The organism is Butyrivibrio sp. FCS014, from assembly GCF_000526935.1.
Classification (GTDB): domain Bacteria; phylum Bacillota; class Clostridia; order Lachnospirales; family Lachnospiraceae; genus Butyrivibrio.
On the sequence record NZ_JAHA01000007.1, the window covers coordinates 465052 to 486751 of the forward strand.

A 21700-nucleotide genomic window follows, 5' to 3' on the forward strand; every position below is an offset into this window, starting at 1 on the left:
GGATCAATGAAACTTAGACCCTGCATTGACATTCACAACGGAAAAGTAAAACAGATTGTAGGCAGTAGCCTCAAGGATAAAGGAGACAGCGCTTCTGAAAACTTCGTTTCGGTTAGGGGCGCTGATTTCTATGCCCGGATGTACAGGGAGCTTGGACTTTCCGGGGGACACATAATTCTTTTGAACCCGGCGGACAGCCCGTATTATGATCTTACAAGGCAGCAGGGTATGGCTGCTCTTGCGGCTACTCCCGGTCTTTTACAGATCGGCGGCGGGATTAATGCCGACAATGCAGCTGAGTATCTTGATGCGGGTGCATCCCATGTAATAGTCACAAGCTTTGTCTTTTCAGGTGGTAGGATAAACCGCACGAATCTTAAGAAACTGGTTAAGGCGGTAGGTAAAGAGCACATAGTTCTTGATCTTTCCTGCAAGAAAAAAGACAGCGACTACTATGTTGTTACCGACAGATGGCAGAAGTTCACAGATCTTAAACTTACGGAAGAAACCATGGATGAGCTGTCAGGCTACTGCGACGAATTTCTTGTTCACGCAGCAGATGTAGAAGGAAGACAGCAGGGAATAGAAGAGGACGTTGTAAGGATCCTTTCAGGCTGGGCCGGGGTGCCTATCACCTACGCAGGAGGCGTAAGGGATATCGATGATATAAAGCTCTTAAAGGACCTGGGAAAAGACAGGATCGATGTCACCGTAGGAAGTGCCCTTAAGATCTTCGGAGGAACCCTGGAGCTTAAGGATGCGATAGAAGCCTGCAGATAAGACGTAAAGGCGAGGATGATCCCGCCGGATATGATTTATTATTGAATGTGAAATGCTCATAGAGCTCAAAAAGAGCCGCTCGACTTAGTCGAGTGGCTCTTTTGATTAATCATTGTTACAATCTTGCGAATTCAAAATATATCTATTTAGAATAAGGCACTTTGTAGCTGATTAAATCGCTTCGAATCAGTGAATCAAAGCTTGGTTACGTTTACGGCCTGAGGTCCTTTTTCGCCCTGGATTACATCATACTCTACAGAAGCGCCCTCTTCGAGAGACTTGAAACCTTCCATGTTGAGTCCTGAATAATGTACGAATACATCATTGCCAGCCTCGTCAGAGATGAAGCCGTAACCCTTCTGGTTGTTGAACCACTTAACAGTACCTTTGTTCATCGTAATACCTCCACAAAAATAAAAAAATAATCGTTATGTTGTCTATGACAACACATTTACGATATCATATCATTGTGCAAAAGTAAAGCAATTCTTATATTTTGTGGCTAATATATTATGCCTCTTTACTTTACAAGTTTAGCGTGGTAAAATATCTAAGCATAAAAGTGATGTTAACGAAATATAGTTAACATGAAAATCATACATGGTTTGGAGGGAATTTGGAAATGAACAAGAAGATCAGAACTGATGCTGTAGACCACCTGTTTGATGCAGTTCTCTGTCTTCAGAATAAAGAAGAGTGTTATAGCTTTTTTGAGGATCTTTGCACAGTCAATGAACTGTTATCACTATCTCAGAGATTTGAAGTTGCTTCAATGCTCAGGGACAAGAAGACATATCTGGAGATCGCCGAGAAGACCGGTGCTTCCACAGCTACCATCAGCAGAGTTAACCGTTCACTGAACTACGGTGATGACGGCTACGAGCTGGTGTTCAACAGAATGCAGTAATCTTTATGTTTTCAGACTAAAGAAACAGCCATCGGGATGTTCCCGATGGCTGTTTTTTATATCATATCTTATAATTTTCAGTCTTTCTTTTCTTCGTCTTTTTTGTCGTCTTCTTTTTTCTCTTCTTCCTTTTTCTCTTCTTCCTTTTTCTCTTCTGAAGAAGTGCTGTCTGAAGCCGCTCTCTCTTTTGCCAGCTCGGCAGAGCTCTTCTCAACTCCGGTCATATCGCACTTGCCCTGGAATACGGCATTCTCATCAATGATGATTCCCTTGCAGGCTACATCGCCTATAACCTTGCCGGTGTCGCTGATCTCGACCTTGCCCTGGGGAGCTGTGATGTTTCCGTTTACCTCGCCTGCGATATAGGCGTTCATGCAGGAAACAGTTCCGGTGATCTTGCCTTCGCCGCCTACGATAAGTGCACCGCTGATGGTAACGTTGCCTTTAACGGTGCCGTCGATCCTGGTGGAATCCTTAGTGGTAAGAGGTCCGTCAATAACCGCTCCGGGACCTATGATGGTTCCTACCTGTTCCAGTGAAGGATCTACAGTGGTTTCTTTTCTTGATCCAAACATTTGATTGTCCTCCGATTTGTTCTCATCATCCGTTGATCTCTGTGAGATCTTCGGGGTCTATATATTGTTCATCCTGCTGGATCTGATAGCCCAGCGTTTTATTGTCGTCTGTGATTACAAAAATGATATCGCCTTTGTCAATCTGTGAACCTTCGGTGACAAGAGGATCCCCTGAATTTCTGTAGATGGAAAGATAGCCGTTTCCATGGTCAATGGTTACCATGTTTCCGAATTTAACATCTGTGGTAACGGTCTGTACCGTTCCGGAACCTGCGGCGATTACGCTGTTGCCGGCTGCAGCCTCAAGTAAAACAATGGGATTTCCTGTGACGGTGTCCTGATTGTCCTCTGTGATCTTGGTGACCTTGGTTTCATTGGGATCATCCGCAGCAGGTGTCATGGATGCTGTTCCTGTAAGAGGGAAGCCTGATGGTATTGCCAGTGTCTCTGCCTCTTCTGCGGAAACCTGCTCGTCCTCCAGCCTCTGATTGAGAGCTGCGGAGAGCTGTTGTATCTTGGTCTCCAATTCATCATTGGAAGCTTCCAATGTGCTGCTTGCTGTCATAAGATCATCAATCTGTACCTTCTGGTCTGCATTCATTGCTCTTAAGCTATGAATGGTGATAGCTGAATATATGATGTAGCAGATTATGATCAGTGCGATGATAAAAGCTGTATAGGCCAGTACCTGTGTCCTGAAATGGTCCAGGTGAAGGCGCTTTGTACTGCCGTCAGAATCCCCGGAAATGACCATAAATGTGTAGTGACGTTTATGTCTGTGTTTCCTGGGCTTAGTATCTTTGCTCATATTAACCCTCCGACTGAACATTAATTGTATCATATTTGATCAATTTTACGCAACCTGCGGGGTATTTGTGGACGAAATAGCGAGCGAATATTACGAAAAACAAAACATTGCACGCAATCGAATTATATACTACAATAGATTTAAATTTATTGCAACGTCTATTTTTGTAGGTAAAAGGAGAGAACAATGCAATACAGAGACGACCGAAAGGGAGAGAAGATTTCGATTCTGGGATATGGCTGCATGCGCTTTACATCCTCTGTCCGCGGGATAGATATCGATAAGGCGGAAAAAGAGATCATGGAAGCCTATAATGCCGGAGTGAATTACTTTGATACGGCTTATGTGTACAGCGGAAGCGAAGCGGCGCTGGGAGAGATCCTTGAGCGCAACAAGATCCGTGACAAGGTCAATATCGCAACAAAGCTTCCCCAGTATCTGATCAGTAACAGGGCTGCCCTGGACAGATACTTTGACGAGGAGCTTCGCCGTCTTCGTACGGACCATGTGGACTATTATCTCATGCATCACATGACTGCCATGAACCAGTGGGACAAACTTCTGGCTGTTGGCATCGAGGAATGGATCAAGGAAAAGAAGGAATCCGGTCAGATCCGGAACATCGGTTTTTCCTACCATGGCAACACCGATGATTTCATTGGTATTCTGAACGCTTATGATTGGGATTTCTGCCAGATCCAGTACAATTACATGGATGAGACAACTCAGGCCGGAGTAGAAGGACTTAAGGCCGCTGCCGAAAAGGGAGTTCCCGTTGTTATCATGGAACCGCTTCGTGGTGGAAAGCTGGTAGGTCTTTTGCCCGATAAGGCCAAGAAGCTCATTGCAGAGCATCCTGCCGGATATACACCTGCAGAGCTTGGACTTAAGTGGCTCTGGAATCAGCCTGAGGTAACCTGCGTATTGTCCGGAATGAATTCCCTGGAGATGGTAAGAGAGAATTGCCGCATTGCATCAGAGTCAGAGGCTGGATGTCTTACCGACGAGGATATGAAGGTAATTGAGCAGGTAAAGGGTATCATCAAGGAGACAGAGCTTGTGGGCTGTACCGGCTGCAGATACTGTATGCCTTGCCCTAAGGGCGTTGATATCCCTGCGCTTTTCAGAAGCTATAACATGACTGCCATTGATGGCAAGAGAAATGCACGCTTTGAGTACGCCCAGTCAGTAGGTATAAGAAAAGAGCCTGCATTTGCCACCCAGTGTATCGGCTGCGGCAAGTGTGAGCAGCACTGTCCTCAGAGCATTCCCATCCGTGAGAAGATCAAGGAGGCAGACAGGGTTATCCGTCCTCTTCCTTACAGGGTTGGAATCAACGTGGTAAGAAAGTTTATGTTAAGAGAAAAGAAATAATAAAAACTTTATGGCTAAATCCCGTCGCAGAGCATTGCGGCGGGATTTTTTGTAGTATAATACATCCATTGTTTATTATTTGGAGGAATGTGGAAAATGAAAAAATCTATTATTGCAGTGCTGGTGGCGGGGATGACCCTTTCACTTATGGGCTGCGGCTCAGAGAGCGAAAACGCAGGTTTTGAAAAGGAGCCCATCAGTGCTGTTACAGAAAGTGCTGATCCTTACGCAGAGTTTATCGCAGGAAATAACGGACTCTATTTAGATTATTATGATGCCAACGTTCTTAGCAAGGATGGATATGGCCCCTATATTGACGATGTCATGAAACTGATCCCCGGGGATAAGGCATATACATTGTCTGAACTTAAGGATGAGCTCAACGGTATCTTTGCCAATGAAGATAACTTTTTTGCTCCGGGAGAGGTTACATCCATGAGCTATTCCTTCCTCGATTGCGGTAATGACGGGGAAAAAGAGATGGCTCTTAAGATTCAGGGACCTTTTGTTGAACCTGAGAGCGAGGCTACCTTCGTCATCAAGAATATAGGCGGCAAGCTTGAAGTTGTATATGCGTTTACATCCTGGTCAAGAAGCTTTACGGAGATTACCGAGTACGGACTGGTTTCCGGCGGCGGAAGCAACGGAGCTACCAACCACGGAACAGAAGAAGGCTTTGTTAATGCAGACGGAGTGTTCAAATACGGCTACTACGAAGAGGAAGAGTCAGATGTTGACAGCTTCGGATATATCAAGGAGCATGATGAGTTTGATGCTTCAACGCTTCCCGGAATTCTCTGTGTTTATACCCTTAGGGTAGGGGAATACAATGTGGACGGAAATGAGATGTACTATTCCTACAAAGTGTATGATCCCGAGAGCTACTTAGATCTGGATGTTCCCGATCTCTACACTGACAGCGAATACAAGGCAGTTATGGACTGCTTCCATGATGTAACTTTCATGACCTATGAGGAGATGCTGCAAAAAGAGAACGCCATAATGGAATCAATAGGTGTAAATGATACCATAAGAGCGGGAAGAAGCCTGGATTACAAGGAAATAACACAGATGTAATATAACAGCTGCGCTTTTTGAGCAATATAAAAGGTGGTCACAAAACTGATATGTACCCTCTTTACTGGACAAAACAGTAAGGAGGGTATTTTTATGCGCTATAGTTACGAATTCAAAAGAAAATGTGTGGAAATGTATTATCGTGGTGAATATCCTGACACCCCAGATGGAATAGGGACTGCAAGATTTCATGATAAGATACGAGAATGGGTTAGAATTGAAGAAGCGTGTGGTTCAGATGCTTTAAGACATAAAAATCATAATAAGGAATGGACTCCAGAGGAACGTTATGCCTTAGTTGCACGTGTTTTGGCTGGTGAGTCTAACAAAAGTGTTGCTTTTTCAGCTGGTATTTCTGATGGACAGCTTTATCAATGGGTCCGCAAGTATAAGATATATGGTTATAATGGTCTTATACCAAAACAGAAAGGTCGTAAATCAAAGAACCCATATATGAAAAAAGTAGGAACGCGAAAACCTCCAAAACCCAATGAATCTGAGTACGAAGAGCTAATTCGGTTAAGAGCTGAAAACGAATACATGAAAGCTGAAATCGAAGTAATAAAAAAAGAGATCGCCTTGAGAGAAGAAAAGGAAGCTGCGCGACTCAAGGCGAAAAAGCAGCAATCATCAAAGAGCTCAGGGAAAACGGATACAAACTAAAGCATCTACTTAAAGCTATGCATATAGCTAGATCGACTTACTATTTTGAGATTGGTAAGGAAGACCTTGTGGCTGAACGCAATCAAGATATACTGAAAGAAATAAAAAGTATTTTTGAATCGAATAAACGCAGATATGGTGTCAGGCGAATCCATCAGGAATTGATAAATCGTGGATACCAAGTAAATCATAAACGTGTTCAGCGTCTCATGCATGAATCTGGATTGGCTGGTAAGCGACCGAAAGAGAAATATCACTCTTATAAGGGTGAGGTGGGTAAGATTGCTGATAACATAATAAATAGAGATTTTAGTACAACTGCGCCTTTACAAAAATGGACGACAGATGTATCCCAATTTAACTTTTCATGGGGAAAGTGTTATATATCGCCAGTTCTAGATATGAATACAAATGAAATCATTTCATATGATTTATCTATGAGTCCTAATCTTGAGCAGATAGAGAGAATGTTAAATAAAGCTTTTGGTAAATTTCCTTCAATTGAAGGCCTTATATTACATTCTGATCAAGGCTGGCAGTATCAACATGCTTATTATAGAAATGCTTTACAAGAACATGGCATTATCCAATCTATGTCACGAAAAGGTAACTGCTATGATAATTGTATTATGGAAACATTCTTTGGAAGATTAAAAAATGAGATGTATTATGGCTATGAGAAAGAGTATGCTTCTTTCGAAGAATTCTCAAACGCTGTTGAAGAATATATAGATTACTACAATAACAAAAGAATTCAGGCAAAAACAAAATGGATGCCACCTGTACAATACAGGATAGCATCCATGTGTTCAGCCTAGTTCATAAATATGTGTCCAGGATTCTGGGTACATATCAAACGATGTGACCACCTTGTTTTATTGCTTTTTTAATCTCACCTCTGGGGAAAGATTGTGCTTTCACCCTTTAACAAAACACATACCTTAGCCGAGCTCAACCTCAACTTTGTATTCCTTAACGCCCTCCTCGATGGGGATAAGTACTCCGCCGTTTACGGGATCTGCCTTAACGGAAACATCGATATCTTTTCCGTTTACAGTCATCTTCCTGATGCCCTTCTGAGCACCGTTCTGCTTAACGCTGATCTCATAGGTTGCACCGCGGTACTTTCTTGTAAGTTCGAAATCACCGAAGCCCTCAGGTACGCAAGGATTGATGGAAAGACCCTTATGTGTAGGATATACACCCAGGATGTACTGGGAGATATTAACGAAGGTCCATGCAGCTGTTCCTGTAAGCCAGCTGTTCTTGCCCTGGCCGTGGAACTTGGCATCGCGTCCTGCAACCATCTGTGAGTATACGTAAGGCTCTGTGCAGTGGATATCACTGATCTCCTCAACGTATGCAGGGCAGGTCTTCTTATAGATCTCAAAGGCTCTGTTGCCATGTCCGAGAACTGTCTCGGCGATGGAAACCCAAGGATTGTTGTGGCAGAAGATTCCTGCGTTCTCCTTGTATCCCGGAGGATAGGAGCTTACTTCACCAAGTTCAAGGTGATACCTGGTATATGCGGGCTGAAGGATCATTACACCGTACTTGGTATCAAGTCTCTCTTCAACGCTCTTAAGTGCCTTAGCGGCAAGGCCTTCCTCAACACCGATTCCTGCCAGTACGCAGAAGCCCTGAGGCTCGATGTAGATCTGACCTTCCTCACACTCTTTTGAACCAACTTTATTTGAATTGGCATCGTATGCACGAACAAACCATTCTCCATCCCAGCCTGCTGTGGTGGCTGCGTCGTAGACTTTTTTGACCTCTGCTCTTGCACGATCGGCTTCAGCCTTGTCTCCGGTAAGTTCACAGAGCTGAGCGTATTCCTCACCGTACTTAACAAACATTCCTGCGATGAATACTGACTCAGCAACAGGTCCCTCAGAAGGTCCGAAGGTCTGGAAGGACTCGCCGGGATGCTCTGAAAAGCAGTTGAGGTTCAGACAGTCGTTCCAGTCTGCACGTCCGATAAGAGGAAGTCCGTGAGGTCCCTTGTGAGTAGCGGTGAAGTCGAATGAGCACTTAAGGTGGCCCATAAGAGTCTTGGCTACGCTCATGTCGTTATCGAAAGGAACCATCTCCTCTAATATGGAAAGGTCGCCTGTCTCTCTGATGTATGCGCTGGTTCCTGCAATGAGCCACAGAGGATCATCGTTGAAACCTGAACCGATATCGGAATTGCCCTTCTTGGTAAGGGGCTGATACTGGTGATAAGCACTGCCGTCCTGGAACTGAGTGGAAGCGATATCGATGATACGCTGTCTTGCTCTGTCGGGGATCAGGTGTACGAAACCGAGAAGATCCTGACAGGAATCTCTGAATCCCATTCCACGGCCGATTCCTGACTCATAGTAGGAAGCGGATCTGGACATGTTGAAGGTTACCATACACTGATACTGGTTCCAGATATTAACCATGCGGTCAACCTTATCATTGGAAGACTTAACATGATAGATGGAAAGAAGCTCGTTCCAGTAAGCCTTAAGCTCTTCGAGAGCCTTGTCTACAGATGCTTCATCATTATACTTGGCAAGCATTGCCTCAGCGGGCTTCTTGTTTACAACTGAAGGAGCCTCCCACTTCTGATCCTCGGGATTCTCAATGTAACCAAGAACGAATACGAAGGTCTTGGACTCGCCGGGCTTAAGTGAAACATTGATCTGATGAGCTGCGATGGGTGACCATCCGCTGGCCATGGAGTTTGTGCACTTGCCGGCTGCAACAGCATCGGGGCTGTCGGGACCGTTATAAGCTCCAAGGAAATCATCACGGCTTGTGTCAAAACCGTCAACAGCAGAGTTAACACCGTAGATAGCATAGTGATTGCGGCGCTCTCTGTACTCTGTCTTATGGTAGATAACAGAACCGTTTCCTGTAACCTCAACTTCACCTGTTGAAAGGTTTCTCTGGAAGTTCTTCATATCATCGTCGGCATTCCACAGACACCACTCTACATATGAGAAAAGAGTGATCTGTGCATCGCTGCTCTTCTTATTAGTAAGAGTAACCTTTGATACCTCGCAGTTGTCATCCATGGGAACGAAGGTAAGAACCTTGGCCTCAACGTCGTTCTTGGATCCTGTGAAGGTGCTGTATCCTAGGCCGTGACGGCACTCATAGGTATCAAGAGCGGTCTTTACAGGCTGCCAGCCGGGATTCCAGATTGTGTCGCCGTCTTTAATATAGAAGTATTTGCCGTTGTTGTCGTAGGGGACGTTGTTGTAACGATATCTCGTGAGCCTGAGGAGCTTTGCATCTTTATAGAAGGTATAGCCACCGCAGGTGTTGGAGATCAGGGAAAAGAACTCCTTATTTCCAAGATAATTTATCCAGGGAAGAGGAGTCTTTGGTGTGGTGATAACGTATTCCAGTGCGTTGTCGTCAAAATAACCGTACTTCATTAGTAACCTCCCGTGTACTTAAACGTTTAAGAAAATTTCTACGCATATTATATATGGGAACAGTTAATATTTCAACCATAATTTTAACTTTTTATAACCTTCCAAAAGCCGCTTAAATACTGGGGTTAATAAACCATGCCCTATTTATGGGGCTTATGCGCATAAGGAACTCAATGCTCTACGAAAACGTTTAATGGAAATATGAACAAACTGTTACTATAATTGGAATAATATATGAAAACCGGAGCGAAAAATTGGTGAACTGTACTAAAAATATCAAATTTGCACAAATTTCGAAAAAGTGATGTTGCGTTTAAAGTAAAACTGATGTATATTTGAATTACGAAAACGATTAAGTGAGAAAATTAAGAGAAAAAGTAAGACAAATGGCTAAGAGAATGGTTTCTTTAAAAGACATATCGAAGGCCTGCGGGGTATCAATCGCAACAGTTTCCAAAGCGTTGAATGATCACAGCGACATCAGCAAGGAGACCAAAGAGAGAATCAGAGCGGTTGCAGATGAACTCGGATATCATCCCAACGCAGCAGCTCAGGCACTTAAGACAAACAGATCCAACAATATCGGAGTTTTGTTTGTGGATGAGGCCAACAGTGGATTGACCCATGATTACTTCTCACACGTTCTCGATAGTTTCAAGAAGAAGGCGGAGCAGGAAGGCTTCGACATTACCTTTATAAATGCGGATAAGACCAGGACCAACAATATGTCTTACTTATCCCATGCCATATACAGAGGCTTTGACGGAGTGGTTATTGCCTGCGTTGAGTTTGCAGATTCTGAAGTTACGGAGCTCATCAACAGCAATATACCGGTGGTTACCATCGACCATTCCTTCTATAACAGAATATCGATCGTGTCTGACAACATTAAGGGCATAAGAGATCTTGTTACCTATATATATGAACAGGGACATCGCAAGATAGCTTACATCCACGGCAGTGAGGACACGGCAGTAACACAGAGCAGACTTTCCAGTTTCTATAAGACACTTCAGGAACTGGATGTGAATATACCTGATGAATATGTGGTAAGTGCTCCCTATAGAAATATAGAAAAGTCACTTGAAGTTACCAATAAACTTCTGGATCTTCCGGATCCTCCCACATGTATTCTGTATCCTGATGATTTTGCCGCTTTTGGTGGTTACAATGCTATCAGGATGAGGGGAATGACAGTTCCCAATGATGTATCCGTAGCCGGATACGATGGAATAGAAATAGCAAGGCGCATAAGTCCTGTTATGACGACAATTGTTCAGGACACTGACAAGATCGGCAGAACGGCAGCAACCAAGCTCATAGATCTGATCAACAATCCTAAGGGAACGTTGATAGAACAGATAGTTATTGAAGGCACACTCCAACCCGGTGAGTCTGTAGGCAAGATTTAAGACGGCGCCGAGCCGTTTTAAATATATAACTCAAAATTCTTTTAAAGAGAAAAGGGAGGTAAAGTATTTATGAAAAAGAAAGTACTCGGTTTCTTACTTTCAGCAACTATGGTAGCAGGCATGCTGGCTGGTTGCGGCAGCGCAGCTGAAGCACCTGCAGCAACTGAGGCTCCTGCAGCAGAAGCACCTGCAGCAGAGGCACCTGCAGCTGAGGAAGCAGCTCCTGCAGCAGAGGAAGCAGCTCCTGCAGCAGACGAAGGAAAGGTTCTCAACATTTCTGCATGGAATGAGGAGTTCAAGTCTCGTCTTACAGATCACTATCCCGGATACGAAGTTATCGACGGAACAACCGGTAAGATCGGTGATGTAACAGTTAACTGGCTGATCACTCCTAACGAGGAGAACGCATATCAGAACAGACTTGATGAGCTTCTTCTTGCACAGGACAGCGCTGCAGCAGATGACAAGATTGACCTTTTCCTTGTAGAGGCTGACTACGCAGTTAAGTACACAGATACAGATTACACAATGCCTATCAAGGACCTTGGTATCACAGATGATGAGCTCAAGGATCAGTATTCTTACACACAGGCAGTTGTAACAGATTCTAACGGCGTTCTTAAAGGAACTTCATGGCAGGGCTGCCCTGGTGTTATGATCTACAACAGAGAGATCGCTAAGGAAGTATTCGGAACAGATGAGCCTGCAGAGATCCAGGCTAAGTTCTCTGATTGGGATAAGTTCTTTGAGTCAGCCGGTGAGCTCGACAAGGCTGGTTACGATGTAATTTCTTCAACAGCTGACACATTCCGTGTATATCAGAACAACGCTAAGCTTCCTTGGGTTAACGGAACACAGATCCAGGTTGATGACAACCTTAAGAAGTGGGTTGAGGATTCCAAGAAGCTCGCTGACGCTGGCTACTGCAACACATGGGGACAGTGGGGAGAAGACTGGAACAAGGGATTCTATCCTTCAGGAAAGGTATTCGCTTACTTTGGACCCGCTTGGCTGATCGACTTCTGTATGGCAGCTGATGTATCTGAGCCTGAAGCATCTGTAGCTAACCAGGGCGGTTGGGCAGCAACTGAGGGACCTCAGGGCTTCTACTGGGGCGGCACATGGATCTGCGCAGCAACTGGAACAGATAACCCTTCACTCGTTGCTGATATCATGAGAAAGATGACAATGGATCCTGAAGTTATGAAGGACATCGTTCTTAAGGACAATGACTTCGTAAACAACAGACCTGTTATGGAAGAGCTTGCAAACGATCCTTCTTACCAGAACGCAGTTCTTGGTGGACAGAACCCTCTTAAGATGTTCTGCGCAGGCGCTGACAAAATCGATATGGCTAACCTTACAGCTTATGATCAGGGTCTTCTTGGTGACTTCCAGACAGCTATGGGCGACTACATCAACGGCAACTATGCTACATATGATGAGGCTCTTGAACAGTTCTACACACTTGCACTTCAGAGATATCCTGAGCTTACAAGATAATCTGCAGTTCATTTGATCTAAGTCTAATCATTGCCTGCCGGCTTGTCCGGCAGGCAATTCTTTAAAAAAACGCTTGAGGATTAGAGAGTAAGAGTAAGTTTTCCGGAGGTAGTGAGCATGGGCAATCAGAAGTCCAAAGGCAACAACAATGTTGTCAAGTTTAACAGATGGGGATATATTTTCTTAATTCCATTCTTTGTTACATATCTTATTTTCAGTTTTATTCCGCTTTGTTCCACAATCTATAACAGTTTCTTTGAAAATTATCGTTCCGGTTTGAAACAGATCGGTCCCAACTTTGTTGGAATCCAGAACTATGTAACTCTTCTTGGTTCACCGGAAATTTGGAAATATTTGGTAAACACACTTATCATGTGGGTTGGCGGATTCATTCCGCAGATTACAATAGCTCTTTTGCTGGCTTATTGGTTCTCAGATCCCAGCCTTAGACTTAAGGGTCAGAGATTCTTCAAGACCGTTATCTACATGCCTAACCTGATCATGGCATCAGCGTTCTCAATGTTGTTCTTTGCATTGTTCTCAGACAGCGGCCCTGTAAACCAGATTCTTTTAGCTCTTCATGTTATAAAAGAGCCCTATAAGTTCTTCCAGTATGTTATTGCATCAAGAGTTCTGGTAATGCTGATGAACTTCCTGATGTGGTTTGGTAATACCACGATCCTCCTTATGGCAGGTATGCTTGGTATTGATTCTTCTTTGTATGAGGCTGCACAGGTTGACGGAGCCACAGCTTCACAGGTATTCTTCAAAATTACAATGCCTATTCTTCGCCCCATCTTCGTATATGTGCTGATCACATCACTTATCGGTGGTCTGCAGATGTTCGATGTTCCTCAGATCCTGACAAACGGTAGAGGTAATCCTACAGATTCCCTTACCACAGTCATCATGTTGCTGAACCGTTACCTTACAAGTAAGGACGTAGGCCGTGGTGGTGCATTGTCAGTATTCATGTTCATAGTAACAGGTATCCTGAGTCTGATTGTCTTTAGGATTAACAGCACCAGGGAAAAGAATTGAGAGAGGAGGAAGAGGGATGAATAACGATACAACAATGAAGCCCCATGGCGTGCCTATCGGGGTAAGAAGAACAATAGCTTACATAGTTCTTATATTCTTTAGTTTCCTTTGCCTTATTTGGTTTTACATACTGCTTATTAACTCAACAAGATCACACTCAGAGATGACACTTGGATTCACAGTGTTACCAAGCAAATATCTGATGAAAAACTGGACCAGCCTTGTAACAGGTACTATTCCTATTGCCAGAGGTTTTATCAACAGTTTGATCGTATCAGCTTGTACTGCTGTTCTTTGCTCATATTTCTCAGCAATGACAGCTTATGCCATCAATACATATCAGTTTAAGGGAAGAGCAGCCATTGCAACATTTATCCTTGCAATTATGATGATTCCCGGACAGGTTACAGCGCTTGGTTTCCTGCGTTTGATTGTAAGGCTTGGCATGGATGATTCCATTGTTCCACTTATTATTCCTGCTATTGCTTCACCTGTAACTTACTTCTATCTGAAGCAGTACATGGAGAGTAACCTTCCTCTGTCTCTTGTTGAGGCAGCAAGAATTGACGGCTCAGGTGAGTTCAGAACCTTCAATACAATCATTCTTCCACTCATCAAGCCCGCTATCAGTGTACAGATGATCTTCGCATTTGTAGGAAGTTGGAATAACTACTTCACACCTGCCCTGATCCTGCATACTGATGTTAAGAAGACACTTCCTGTTATGATCGCTCAGCTTAGAGGAGCTGACTGGTTAAGATTTGATATGGGTCAGATCTACATTATGATTGCCGCATCAATCTTCCCGGTTATTGTGATATATCTCATCCTTTCAAAGTACATCGTTGGCGGTATGGCCGCAGGTGCAGTTAAAGGATGATCTATTAGATATCCTCCTAATTTACTCTTTCCTTTTATAAGCGTTACGAAAAGCCATGGCATTCCCCGATGCCATGGCTTTTCACGTTTACTTTATTTATATAGCTTAATAACCTCTTCAAATTCCTTCTTTAGCTTCTTAACAACATCTTCGGGTTCCAGAAGCTTAACCCCCTGCCCAAGAGCAAATATCCAGCCAAAAAACTGATCGCTGACAGCTACCTCAACACGGCACTCCGACCAGCCTTTTTGGGACGATGGGCGAATCGTTATATCTTTTCCGAAACGATCTATGATAACGCCGGCAAGGTCGTCTCTAAAGGCGAGTTTTACCATTGTTGATTCGCCGCCGAACATTCCGAAGTTTCTCTGGGAGTATTTGGCCAGGTCGATCTTATCAAACAGCTCTTTTCCCTGACGTTTCTCATCGCAGATAGTAATATGCTTCATTTTGTCCACGCGGTAGTGTTTGAGACGATCTGAGCCATCCTCAAAGGCTATGAGATAGTAGTTCTCGTCGTCCCAGAAAAGTGCCCAGGGACTTACCTTATACAGGCCCTCCCGTCGCGGCACCAGCTCTTTTTGCACATTCCACTTCATGTATTCGAATTCAATCTGCCGGTTGTCGGAAATGGCGTTGTAAATGTAGTCCACGTTATAGAAGGTGCTGTCGTTCATGGTCTTGATGCGGCCCTGGACGAATACCTGGCGGCGAAGCTGTGAGGCCTCGTACCTGCTGACCATTTCCGTGAGTTTCTTTATAAGTGTGTTGGACTGTTTCTCGGTAATGAACTTGGAGGACTGTATCGCGTCCACTAAAAGCTTTAGCTCGGCAATCTCGAACTGTTTGCTGCCAACGTGGTACTGATAGCTTTTGCCGACCTTTTCTCCGATGATATCAAGCCCAAGTTCCCTCAGGGACTCAAGATCGTCGTAAAGACTCTTTCTGTCGGCGGTAACACCTCTTTCCTCGAGAAAGGACTTTATCTGCGGCATGGTAAGACCGTGCTCATCATCTGTCTCCTCTATCATTATCTGGCTGAGGTAATAAAGTTTGAGTTTTTGTTTGGTTCCCTTTGGCATATCAGGCCTCCTGATCCAGAAACAGCAATTTTCTTTTTAATTCATCGTAGCATTTGTCAATGTTACAGTGTCCGTCGCCCTCGATAAAAGAGTCTTCGGAAAAGAACCGATATTCACCTATGGATGTAGAGAAAAAAAGAAACCGGCATTCATACACCGAATGCCCGTGAGCGATGAGCTCTTCCTCGCTGACATTCACCAGTTTCAGCGCAGATCTCCCGCTGGTAATTCCGAATTTCTTCAGGGCTCGCAGGTGAAGAAACTTGCCGTTGGGCATTTGGATCTCTTCGCCGGAAGGGTAGACTTCAATGACTTGTATCTCCCTGGCCTGCAAATGCCCTCTGGAATCGGCAACATAAAATTCTACTATTGAACCTACGCGGGCATGTTTCTCGTCTTTTGTGGTAAGGAAATCATAGGTGGAAAAGAATATGTCACTCCAGTCATCTGTGTAAATAAAACCGAATCCTTCATCCATATCGAACCGGACAATGCGGCCGCGTAATTTTTTATTGTCATCACTCATGACCTGTATCACTCCTGCTGTGATCCCTTTGATAAAGGGAAAATATGGTTACATACCTCTATTATAAGGCCGATTTTTGCACTTTGTACAAAGAATAATGCATAAAAAGTCAATATTTATGTATATTTAGGGTTGCCTATATAACTTTAAAGTGCTAAAATCTTTCGTATGCAAACAAATGTCCGCGGGAGAAGAACACAGTGCAGCAGGATACAGGTTATTATGTAATCAGAAGGCAGGCTGTTCCGGAGGTGCTTCTGAAGGTGGTGGAGGCCAAGAAACTTCTTGAATCGGGGAAGGTCAAGACCGTCAATGAGGCAGCAGCAAGTCTGGGCATAAGCCGCAGCTCTTTTTACAAGTACAAGGAAGATATTTACGAATTTCATGACAGCCTTCAGGGAACCACACTTACCCTGACCTTTCAGATGAATGACGAGGTGGGGCTGTTGTCATACGTGCTCAATCTCATAGCTGAGTTCGGAGCGAATATTCTTACAATACATCAGTCCATTCCCCTTAACGGAGTGGCATCTATTTCAATCACAATTCAGGTTCTGCCCACAACGCGGGATATCATGGAGATGATCTCCATCATGGAAAAGACAGAAGGCGTGCACAAGGTCCACATCACGGGCCGCAGCGCTGCATTTTAAATAAAAAACTTGGAGGAACATATGGCAAAGGTAGCAGTATTGGGATATGGCACTGTAGGAAGCGGTGTTGTAGAAGTTTTGGACACAAATGCAGATCAGGTATTGGAGAGCGCCGGCGAGAAGCTGGAAGTTAAATACATTCTGGATCTGAGAGATTTCCCCGGGGACAAGCATGAGACCCAGGTTGTACACGACATCAACATAATTCTGGATGATCCTGAGATAGAGGTTATCTGTGAGACCATGGGCGGTATCGAGCCTGCTTTCTCTTTTGAAAAGAGTGCGCTTGAGAGAGGCAAGAGCGTATGCACCTCCAATAAGGAACTGGTTGCTGCTCACGGCCCTGAGCTTGAAGAAATCGCCAAAAAGAACGGCGCAAGCTATCTCTTTGAGGCCAGCGTAGGCGGTGGAATCCCCGTTCTGCGTACACTGAATGATTCCATGAAGCACGAGAAGATCGATTCTGTCACAGGAATCCTCAACGGTACCACCAACTACATCCTCACCAAGATGGACAAGGAAGGCACCGGCTTTGCCACTGTTCTTAAGGCTGCCCAGGACAAAGGCTACGCAGAGCGCAATCCCGAGGCTGATATCGAAGGCTATGATGCCCGCCGCAAACTTGCTATCCTGGCCAGTCTCTTGAGCGGCAAATATGTTAACAGCGAAGAAATTTATACTGAGGGAATCACCCGCATCAGTATTGAAGATTTTGAGTATGCAAGGACACTGAATATGGCAATCAAGCTCCTTGCTATTTGCAGAAAGAACGAGAACGGCGTCCTTCTCAATATGGTTGCTCCGTTCCTTATTCCCTATGAAAATTCCCTTGCCAATGTCAACGGCGTATTCAATGCCATCAGCGTTCACGGCAACATGCTCGGCGATGTTATGTTCTACGGCAAAGGCGCAGGCAAGAAGGCTACAGCCAGTGCTGTTGTAGCTGATATGATTGATATCATCAAGCACAGAGGCAAACACATTAACATAAATATGAAGGCAGAACCTGCCACTGTTGTTTCCAAGGACAACGCAGTCCGCAGCTTCTTTGTGAGAGTTCCCTCCCAGTGCAAGGAACAGGCTCTTGAGGTCTTCGGAAGAGATGTTGATGAGGTTAGAAACGACAACGTAAGCGGCGAGTTCGCTTTTGTTACAGGAGATCTTTCCGAGAGAGATTTCGAAGAGAAGCTCTGGAAGATGGACAGCGTAAAGGGCTACATCAGACTTTATTGATAAATCGCATTATAGGGACAGGCTGCTGTCCCAAACAATATATGAAAGAGGACGTCTATTATGAAAAAGGTAGTTAAATTCGGAGGAAGCTCGCTGGCCAGCGCAGACCAGTTTAAGAAGGTCGGCGAGATCATCATGTCGGATCCCGAGAGAGTTTACGTGGTTCCTTCTGCTCCCGGCAAAAGAAATTCCAAAGACACCAAGGTTACTGACATGCTCTACAAGACCTACGATCTTGCGGCGAACGGCAAAGACTTTTCCAAGCAGCTTGCAGACATCAAGGCCCGCTACGACGAGATCATCAAAGGCCTTAACTTAAAGCTTGATCTTAAGAACGAGTTCAAGACCATCGAGAAGAACTTCAAGGCCGGCGCAGGCACAGATTATGCAGCCAGCCGCGGAGAGTACTTAAACGGTATCATCATGGCAGCCTATCTTGGATATGAATTCGTAGATGCCGCAACAGTAGTTGCCTTTGATAAGAGCGGAGAATTCGACAGCGAGAAGACCAACAAACTCATGGCAAAAAAGCTTGAGAAGACCCCCAAGGCTGTTATCCCCGGATTTTACGGAGCTTACCCCGACGGAAGCATAAAAACCTTCTCAAGAGGCGGTTCTGATATTACGGGTTCCATCGTATCAAGAGCCATCAAGGCTGATGTATACGAGAACTGGACAGATGTTTCAGGATTCCTTGTTGCAGATCCCAGGATCATCAACAAGCCTCCGTATATCGATACCATCACTTATACAGAGCTTCGAGAGCTGGCATACATGGGCGCTTCCGTGCTTCATGAAGACGCCATCTTCCCTGTAAGAAAAGAAGGCATTCCCATCAACATCAGGAACACCAATAAACCTGAGGATCCCGGCACATGGATCGTTGAATCCACAGCCAAGAAATCTAAATTCGTTATCACCGGAATTGCCGGAAAGAAGGGATTCTGCTGCGTGAACGTTCTGAAGGATCAGATGAACTCCGAGGTTGGATTTGTAAGAAGAGTCCTTCAGGCTTTCGAGGATCAGAACATCTCCATAGAGCATGTTCCCTCAGGAATCGACACCATGACGGTGTTCGTACAGCAGGATGAATTCATAGAAAAAGAGCAGTCCGTGGTATCTGAGATCCACAGACTTGCTCATCCTGATATGCTTGAGATCGAATCCGATATTGCACTTATCGCTGTTGTGGGACGAGGCATGAAGTCCACAAGAGGAACTGCGGGAAGAATCTTCTCCGCCCTTGCCCACGCCAGTGTCAACGTCCGCATGATCGATCAGGGCTCATCGGAGCTTAACATCATCATCGGTGTTGAGAACAGGGATTTCGAGAAGGCCATAAGCGCCATCTACGACATCTTTGTAACTACTCAGATCTGATCACTGATACAAATATTCAACAAACTTTTTGGCATTGTCCAATCTGGCGGTGTTTACCGTGATTCCCGCAACAGGCGTGGAAGCATAGTAGGCGCCGCTTTTTTCTATGGTGGTGGTTCCCTCAAGGATTATGCCCACAGGCACGGGATCCTCCATCTCATCCACAGGGATGTTGATATATTCCCCGGTCTCATCGTGTCTTGCTGCCATCTCGGCGTACTTATTTTCCTTGTCATACTCATGGGACATGATATATGCACTGTATTCATCGGAACCTACGTAATCAATGTACGCTCTGTCGATGTAGAGCACATTGTCCCCGAAACTCTCAAGTTCTTCCGGGGAAAAGACATTTCTAAGATCCGTGAAGTTATCCTGGGCCGCAAAGTGGAAGAAGGCTTCCTTGTCAGCAACCACGCAGTCAAGGTCCGAAGCGGCCATGAGGGCCATGATCTTCTCGCTGGTAGCCACGGTAGCTGTGTCAAGGCTTGAATAGTCAAAGGTTGAGGCGCAGTCGATGGTGACCTCAAGCTCCTTCTTATTGATACCGGCATATTCATAGAAACCGTTCTGCAGGTTCTCCTGTACATCAAATCCCGCGCAGTTTATAGCCATGGCATAGAGAGCGTAGGGTTTATTGTCTGCAATCTGTCTTATAAGTGAAATAAGGAAGATCAAGGCAACCACTGCCACGATGGTGTGGATCTTGTAGTACTCCCAGAAGTAATCCCAATGGGCCTTAAAGCCTTGTCCCTTTAACTTCTGTCGCTGTGCGCGAATCTCTTCGCTTACCGAATTCTGTTCTGCCATAATTCCTCCGAAAGCTTAAAAATATGAATGCATTCTACGTTTATTCAAAGGAACTGTCAAGGTAGTCAAAAATCTGATAGGAGCAGGCCAGCTGGAATCTGGTCCCGATGTCTTCCAGAGAAATGCCGCACAGATCCTCGATTTTTTTCTTGCGATAATTAAACGTGTTCCTGTGGAGGAACAGCGCATCGGCCGCCTCGGTGGGGCTGTAGCCGCAGGCTATGAAAGTACGCAGCGTTTCGAACAATGATGCCTGTTTTTCTTTGTCGTAATTCCTGAGGGTTGAGAGGGCGGGGTGAGCTATGCTCTTTAATCTGTGCTTGTCCTTGACACTTGCTATGAGAAGATAGAAGGAATAATCCCTGAAAAGGAGAACCGATTTCTCTCTGTTGAGCTTCTGGGCAAGGTGTACAACCGACAGAGCCTGTTCAAAGTACTCCGGGAAATCCACGGGATCCTGAAAACAGTCTGATACACCTGCTACAAGGTGCTGCTCTGTGCAGAAAGTGTTGAACTTATCGGTGAGCCCCGGGGTCTTTAACATATCGTTATCGGCCACGATGATAAGGCCCTCCCTGTGCATAAGGTAGGGGAACACCGGCAGATAGGACTGAAGCTTGGGAAGCAGCGTGTTGTGGAAATACTTCTCCCCGAGGTACTGCAAGGATCTTAACAGAACCACACGCATATTAGCCGGAAAGATGAGTCCGCTGGTGCGAAGCCTTGATCTGGCCTGGGCATCAGTCATTCCGGATAAAAGGTCACCGAGAATGCCGCCGTAGAGATAGGTATTGACATCGTTACTTAGCTGTTCCTTGCGGATGATGTCAGAGTAGATGCGGCTTACGGTGGAAATGACATCGTAGTCCTGTTCCTTAAAGTCCTCAGTCCTTCTTATCATGAATACATTTCCCACATACTTGCCGTCAATACGGATCCTGTTGGAAAGATAGTACAGGGCCTTGTTTTTGCAGTAGTAGACGGAAGGAATATCGGTGGATCCCTGTCTGCTCATCTTGGAGCGGCTTCTGATGTGCTCCATGAAATCGAAGTCGCAGAAACCGTCCTTGACTGCCTGCTCCCATACTGTGTTCTCTATAACGGTGTCTGAATAAGCCAGAATTCGACCGCTGATATCAAGAACAGCGATGAAATGACCGTTGTCTTTGGCGTAATCGTCAAGAAAGGACTGGATACTCTCCCCTGCGTACATGTTCTTGAGAAGGCGGATGTAAGCCCGCTCCGCAGCCAGTTCCTTGGCCAGGTTCTTGTGTATCTCATGAAAAAGAGCCGGCAGCTTCTCTCTGTCCGCCGTGACACTGGATATGTGGGCATCATGCACAAAGGCAAACTCCTCTGCTGCGGCAAGGTAAAGTGTGTGCTGTGAGATGTCTTTCGGTGATTTCAGGTCACTGCTCCAAAAATCCACATCTTTAATATCGGCATTATCCTTGATATTACAGGCTTGCACCGCGTTATTTGATGCTAACAGCTTTTTTATAGTAGCCCCATTCATAGCTATAACCTCCAATGAGAAACATTATAGTGCATGACGCACAAAAAGTATATCTCTTTTTGTGTTTCCG

At 45.0% G+C, this 21700-nt stretch carries 21 protein-coding genes; 13 read left to right on the top strand and 8 right to left on the bottom strand.

What is annotated here, in order from left to right; translation table 11 throughout:
* Positions 1 to 6 precede the first annotated feature (6 nt).
* Entirely contained in the window at positions 7 to 780 is a 774-nt protein-coding gene (hisA, locus tag T456_RS0108755) for a phosphoribosylformimino-5-aminoimidazole carboxamide ribotide isomerase (RefSeq protein WP_024865813.1), read from the top strand.
* 194 nt (positions 781 to 974) lie between these two features.
* Here the strand turns inward: hisA and T456_RS0108760 are convergent, their stop codons facing one another.
* Positions 975 to 1175, bottom strand: a complete 201-nt coding sequence (locus T456_RS0108760; protein ID WP_024865814.1) for a cold-shock protein — start codon at positions 1173 to 1175, stop codon at positions 975 to 977.
* Positions 1176 to 1402: 227 nt separating this feature from the next.
* On the opposite strand from T456_RS0108760, the gene T456_RS19630 reads away from it, so the two are divergent.
* Positions 1403 to 1687: a YerC/YecD family TrpR-related protein gene (locus T456_RS19630; protein WP_035801509.1), complete on the top strand. Its 285-nt coding sequence runs from the start codon at positions 1403 to 1405 to the stop codon at positions 1685 to 1687.
* 77 nt (positions 1688 to 1764) lie between these two features.
* Here T456_RS19630 and T456_RS0108770 read toward each other — a convergent pair whose 3' ends face one another.
* Positions 1765 to 2262, bottom strand: coding sequence for a bactofilin family protein (locus T456_RS0108770; RefSeq protein ID WP_024865815.1), 498 nt, complete (start codon positions 2260 to 2262; stop codon positions 1765 to 1767).
* A gap of 25 nt (positions 2263 to 2287) precedes the next feature.
* A complete protein-coding gene (locus tag T456_RS0108775) occupies positions 2288 to 3070 on the bottom strand; it encodes a M23 family metallopeptidase (protein ID WP_024865816.1) in 783 nt (260 codons plus the stop codon).
* 186 nt (positions 3071 to 3256) lie between these two features.
* Between T456_RS0108775 and T456_RS0108780 the strand changes: the two genes are divergently transcribed.
* The 4 genes from T456_RS0108780 to T456_RS0108795 all read left to right on the top strand — a co-directional run bounded on the left by T456_RS0108780 (position 3257) and on the right by T456_RS0108795 (position 7002).
* Positions 3257 to 4444: an aldo/keto reductase gene (locus T456_RS0108780; protein ID WP_024865817.1), complete on the top strand. Its 1188-nt coding sequence runs from the start codon at positions 3257 to 3259 to the stop codon at positions 4442 to 4444.
* Positions 4445 to 4540: 96 nt separating this feature from the next.
* Positions 4541 to 5521 carry a hypothetical protein gene (locus T456_RS0108785; protein ID WP_024865818.1) on the top strand — a complete coding sequence of 327 codons (981 nt, stop codon included), beginning with the start codon at positions 4541 to 4543 and terminating at the stop codon, positions 5519 to 5521.
* Positions 5522 to 5614: 93 nt separating this feature from the next.
* Complete coding sequence (locus T456_RS0108790) at positions 5615 to 6184, top strand: helix-turn-helix domain-containing protein (RefSeq protein WP_024865598.1); 570 nt, start codon at positions 5615 to 5617, stop codon at positions 6182 to 6184.
* Positions 6148 to 7002, top strand: coding sequence for an IS3 family transposase (locus T456_RS0108795; RefSeq protein WP_330369715.1), 855 nt, complete (start codon positions 6148 to 6150; stop codon positions 7000 to 7002). The genes T456_RS0108790 and T456_RS0108795 overlap by 37 nt, the downstream gene beginning before the upstream one ends.
* A gap of 123 nt (positions 7003 to 7125) precedes the next feature.
* Here T456_RS0108795 and T456_RS0108800 read toward each other — a convergent pair whose 3' ends face one another.
* The gene (locus tag T456_RS0108800) at positions 7126 to 9594 is read right to left on the bottom strand and encodes a GH36-type glycosyl hydrolase domain-containing protein (RefSeq protein WP_024865819.1); all 2469 of its coding nucleotides are present in this window, start codon (positions 9592 to 9594) and stop codon (positions 7126 to 7128) included.
* A 386-nt stretch (positions 9595 to 9980) separates the two neighbouring features.
* Between T456_RS0108800 and T456_RS0108805 the strand changes: the two genes are divergently transcribed.
* The 4 genes from T456_RS0108805 to T456_RS0108820 all read left to right on the top strand — a co-directional run bounded on the left by T456_RS0108805 (position 9981) and on the right by T456_RS0108820 (position 14430).
* Positions 9981 to 11006, top strand: a complete 1026-nt coding sequence (locus tag T456_RS0108805; protein WP_242835895.1) for a LacI family DNA-binding transcriptional regulator — start codon at positions 9981 to 9983, stop codon at positions 11004 to 11006.
* Positions 11007 to 11075: 69 nt separating this feature from the next.
* On the top strand, positions 11076 to 12509 hold the full coding sequence (locus T456_RS0108810; RefSeq protein ID WP_024865821.1) for an ABC transporter substrate-binding protein: 1434 nt from the start codon (positions 11076 to 11078) through the stop codon (positions 12507 to 12509).
* Between the two features lie 117 nt (positions 12510 to 12626).
* Positions 12627 to 13550 carry a carbohydrate ABC transporter permease gene (locus T456_RS0108815; protein WP_024865822.1) on the top strand — a complete coding sequence of 308 codons (924 nt, stop codon included), beginning with the start codon at positions 12627 to 12629 and terminating at the stop codon, positions 13548 to 13550.
* Positions 13551 to 13566: 16 nt separating this feature from the next.
* A complete protein-coding gene (locus T456_RS0108820; RefSeq protein WP_024865823.1) occupies positions 13567 to 14430 on the top strand; it encodes a carbohydrate ABC transporter permease in 864 nt (287 codons plus the stop codon).
* 92 nt (positions 14431 to 14522) lie between these two features.
* Here T456_RS0108820 and T456_RS0108825 read toward each other — a convergent pair whose 3' ends face one another.
* A complete protein-coding gene (locus tag T456_RS0108825) occupies positions 14523 to 15512 on the bottom strand; it encodes a helix-turn-helix transcriptional regulator (protein WP_024865824.1) in 990 nt (329 codons plus the stop codon).
* A gap of 1 nt (position 15513) precedes the next feature.
* Positions 15514 to 16038, bottom strand: a complete 525-nt coding sequence (locus tag T456_RS0108830) for a cold-shock protein (protein WP_024865825.1) — start codon at positions 16036 to 16038, stop codon at positions 15514 to 15516.
* A 200-nt stretch (positions 16039 to 16238) separates the two neighbouring features.
* On the opposite strand from T456_RS0108830, the gene T456_RS0108835 reads away from it, so the two are divergent.
* Genes T456_RS0108835 through T456_RS0108845 form a run of 3 tightly spaced genes read left to right on the top strand, consistent with a single transcriptional unit; the run spans position 16239 to position 19304 of the window.
* Positions 16239 to 16691 (top strand): ACT domain-containing protein, encoded by a 453-nt coding sequence (locus tag T456_RS0108835; RefSeq protein WP_024865826.1) that lies wholly within the window; start codon positions 16239 to 16241, stop codon positions 16689 to 16691.
* A 21-nt stretch (positions 16692 to 16712) separates the two neighbouring features.
* Positions 16713 to 17924, top strand: coding sequence for a homoserine dehydrogenase (locus tag T456_RS0108840; protein ID WP_024865827.1), 1212 nt, complete (start codon positions 16713 to 16715; stop codon positions 17922 to 17924).
* Positions 17925 to 17984: 60 nt separating this feature from the next.
* A complete protein-coding gene (locus tag T456_RS0108845) occupies positions 17985 to 19304 on the top strand; it encodes an aspartate kinase (RefSeq protein ID WP_024865828.1) in 1320 nt (439 codons plus the stop codon).
* On the opposite strand, the gene T456_RS0108850 is transcribed toward T456_RS0108845, so the two are convergent.
* On the bottom strand, positions 19305 to 20114 hold the full coding sequence (locus tag T456_RS0108850) for a hypothetical protein (RefSeq protein WP_024865829.1): 810 nt from the start codon (positions 20112 to 20114) through the stop codon (positions 19305 to 19307). It abuts the gene before it with no gap.
* A 40-nt stretch (positions 20115 to 20154) separates the two neighbouring features.
* Positions 20155 to 21630, bottom strand: a complete 1476-nt coding sequence (locus T456_RS0108855; protein WP_024865830.1) for a helix-turn-helix domain-containing protein — start codon at positions 21628 to 21630, stop codon at positions 20155 to 20157.
* Between the last annotated feature and the right edge of the window lie 70 nt (positions 21631 to 21700).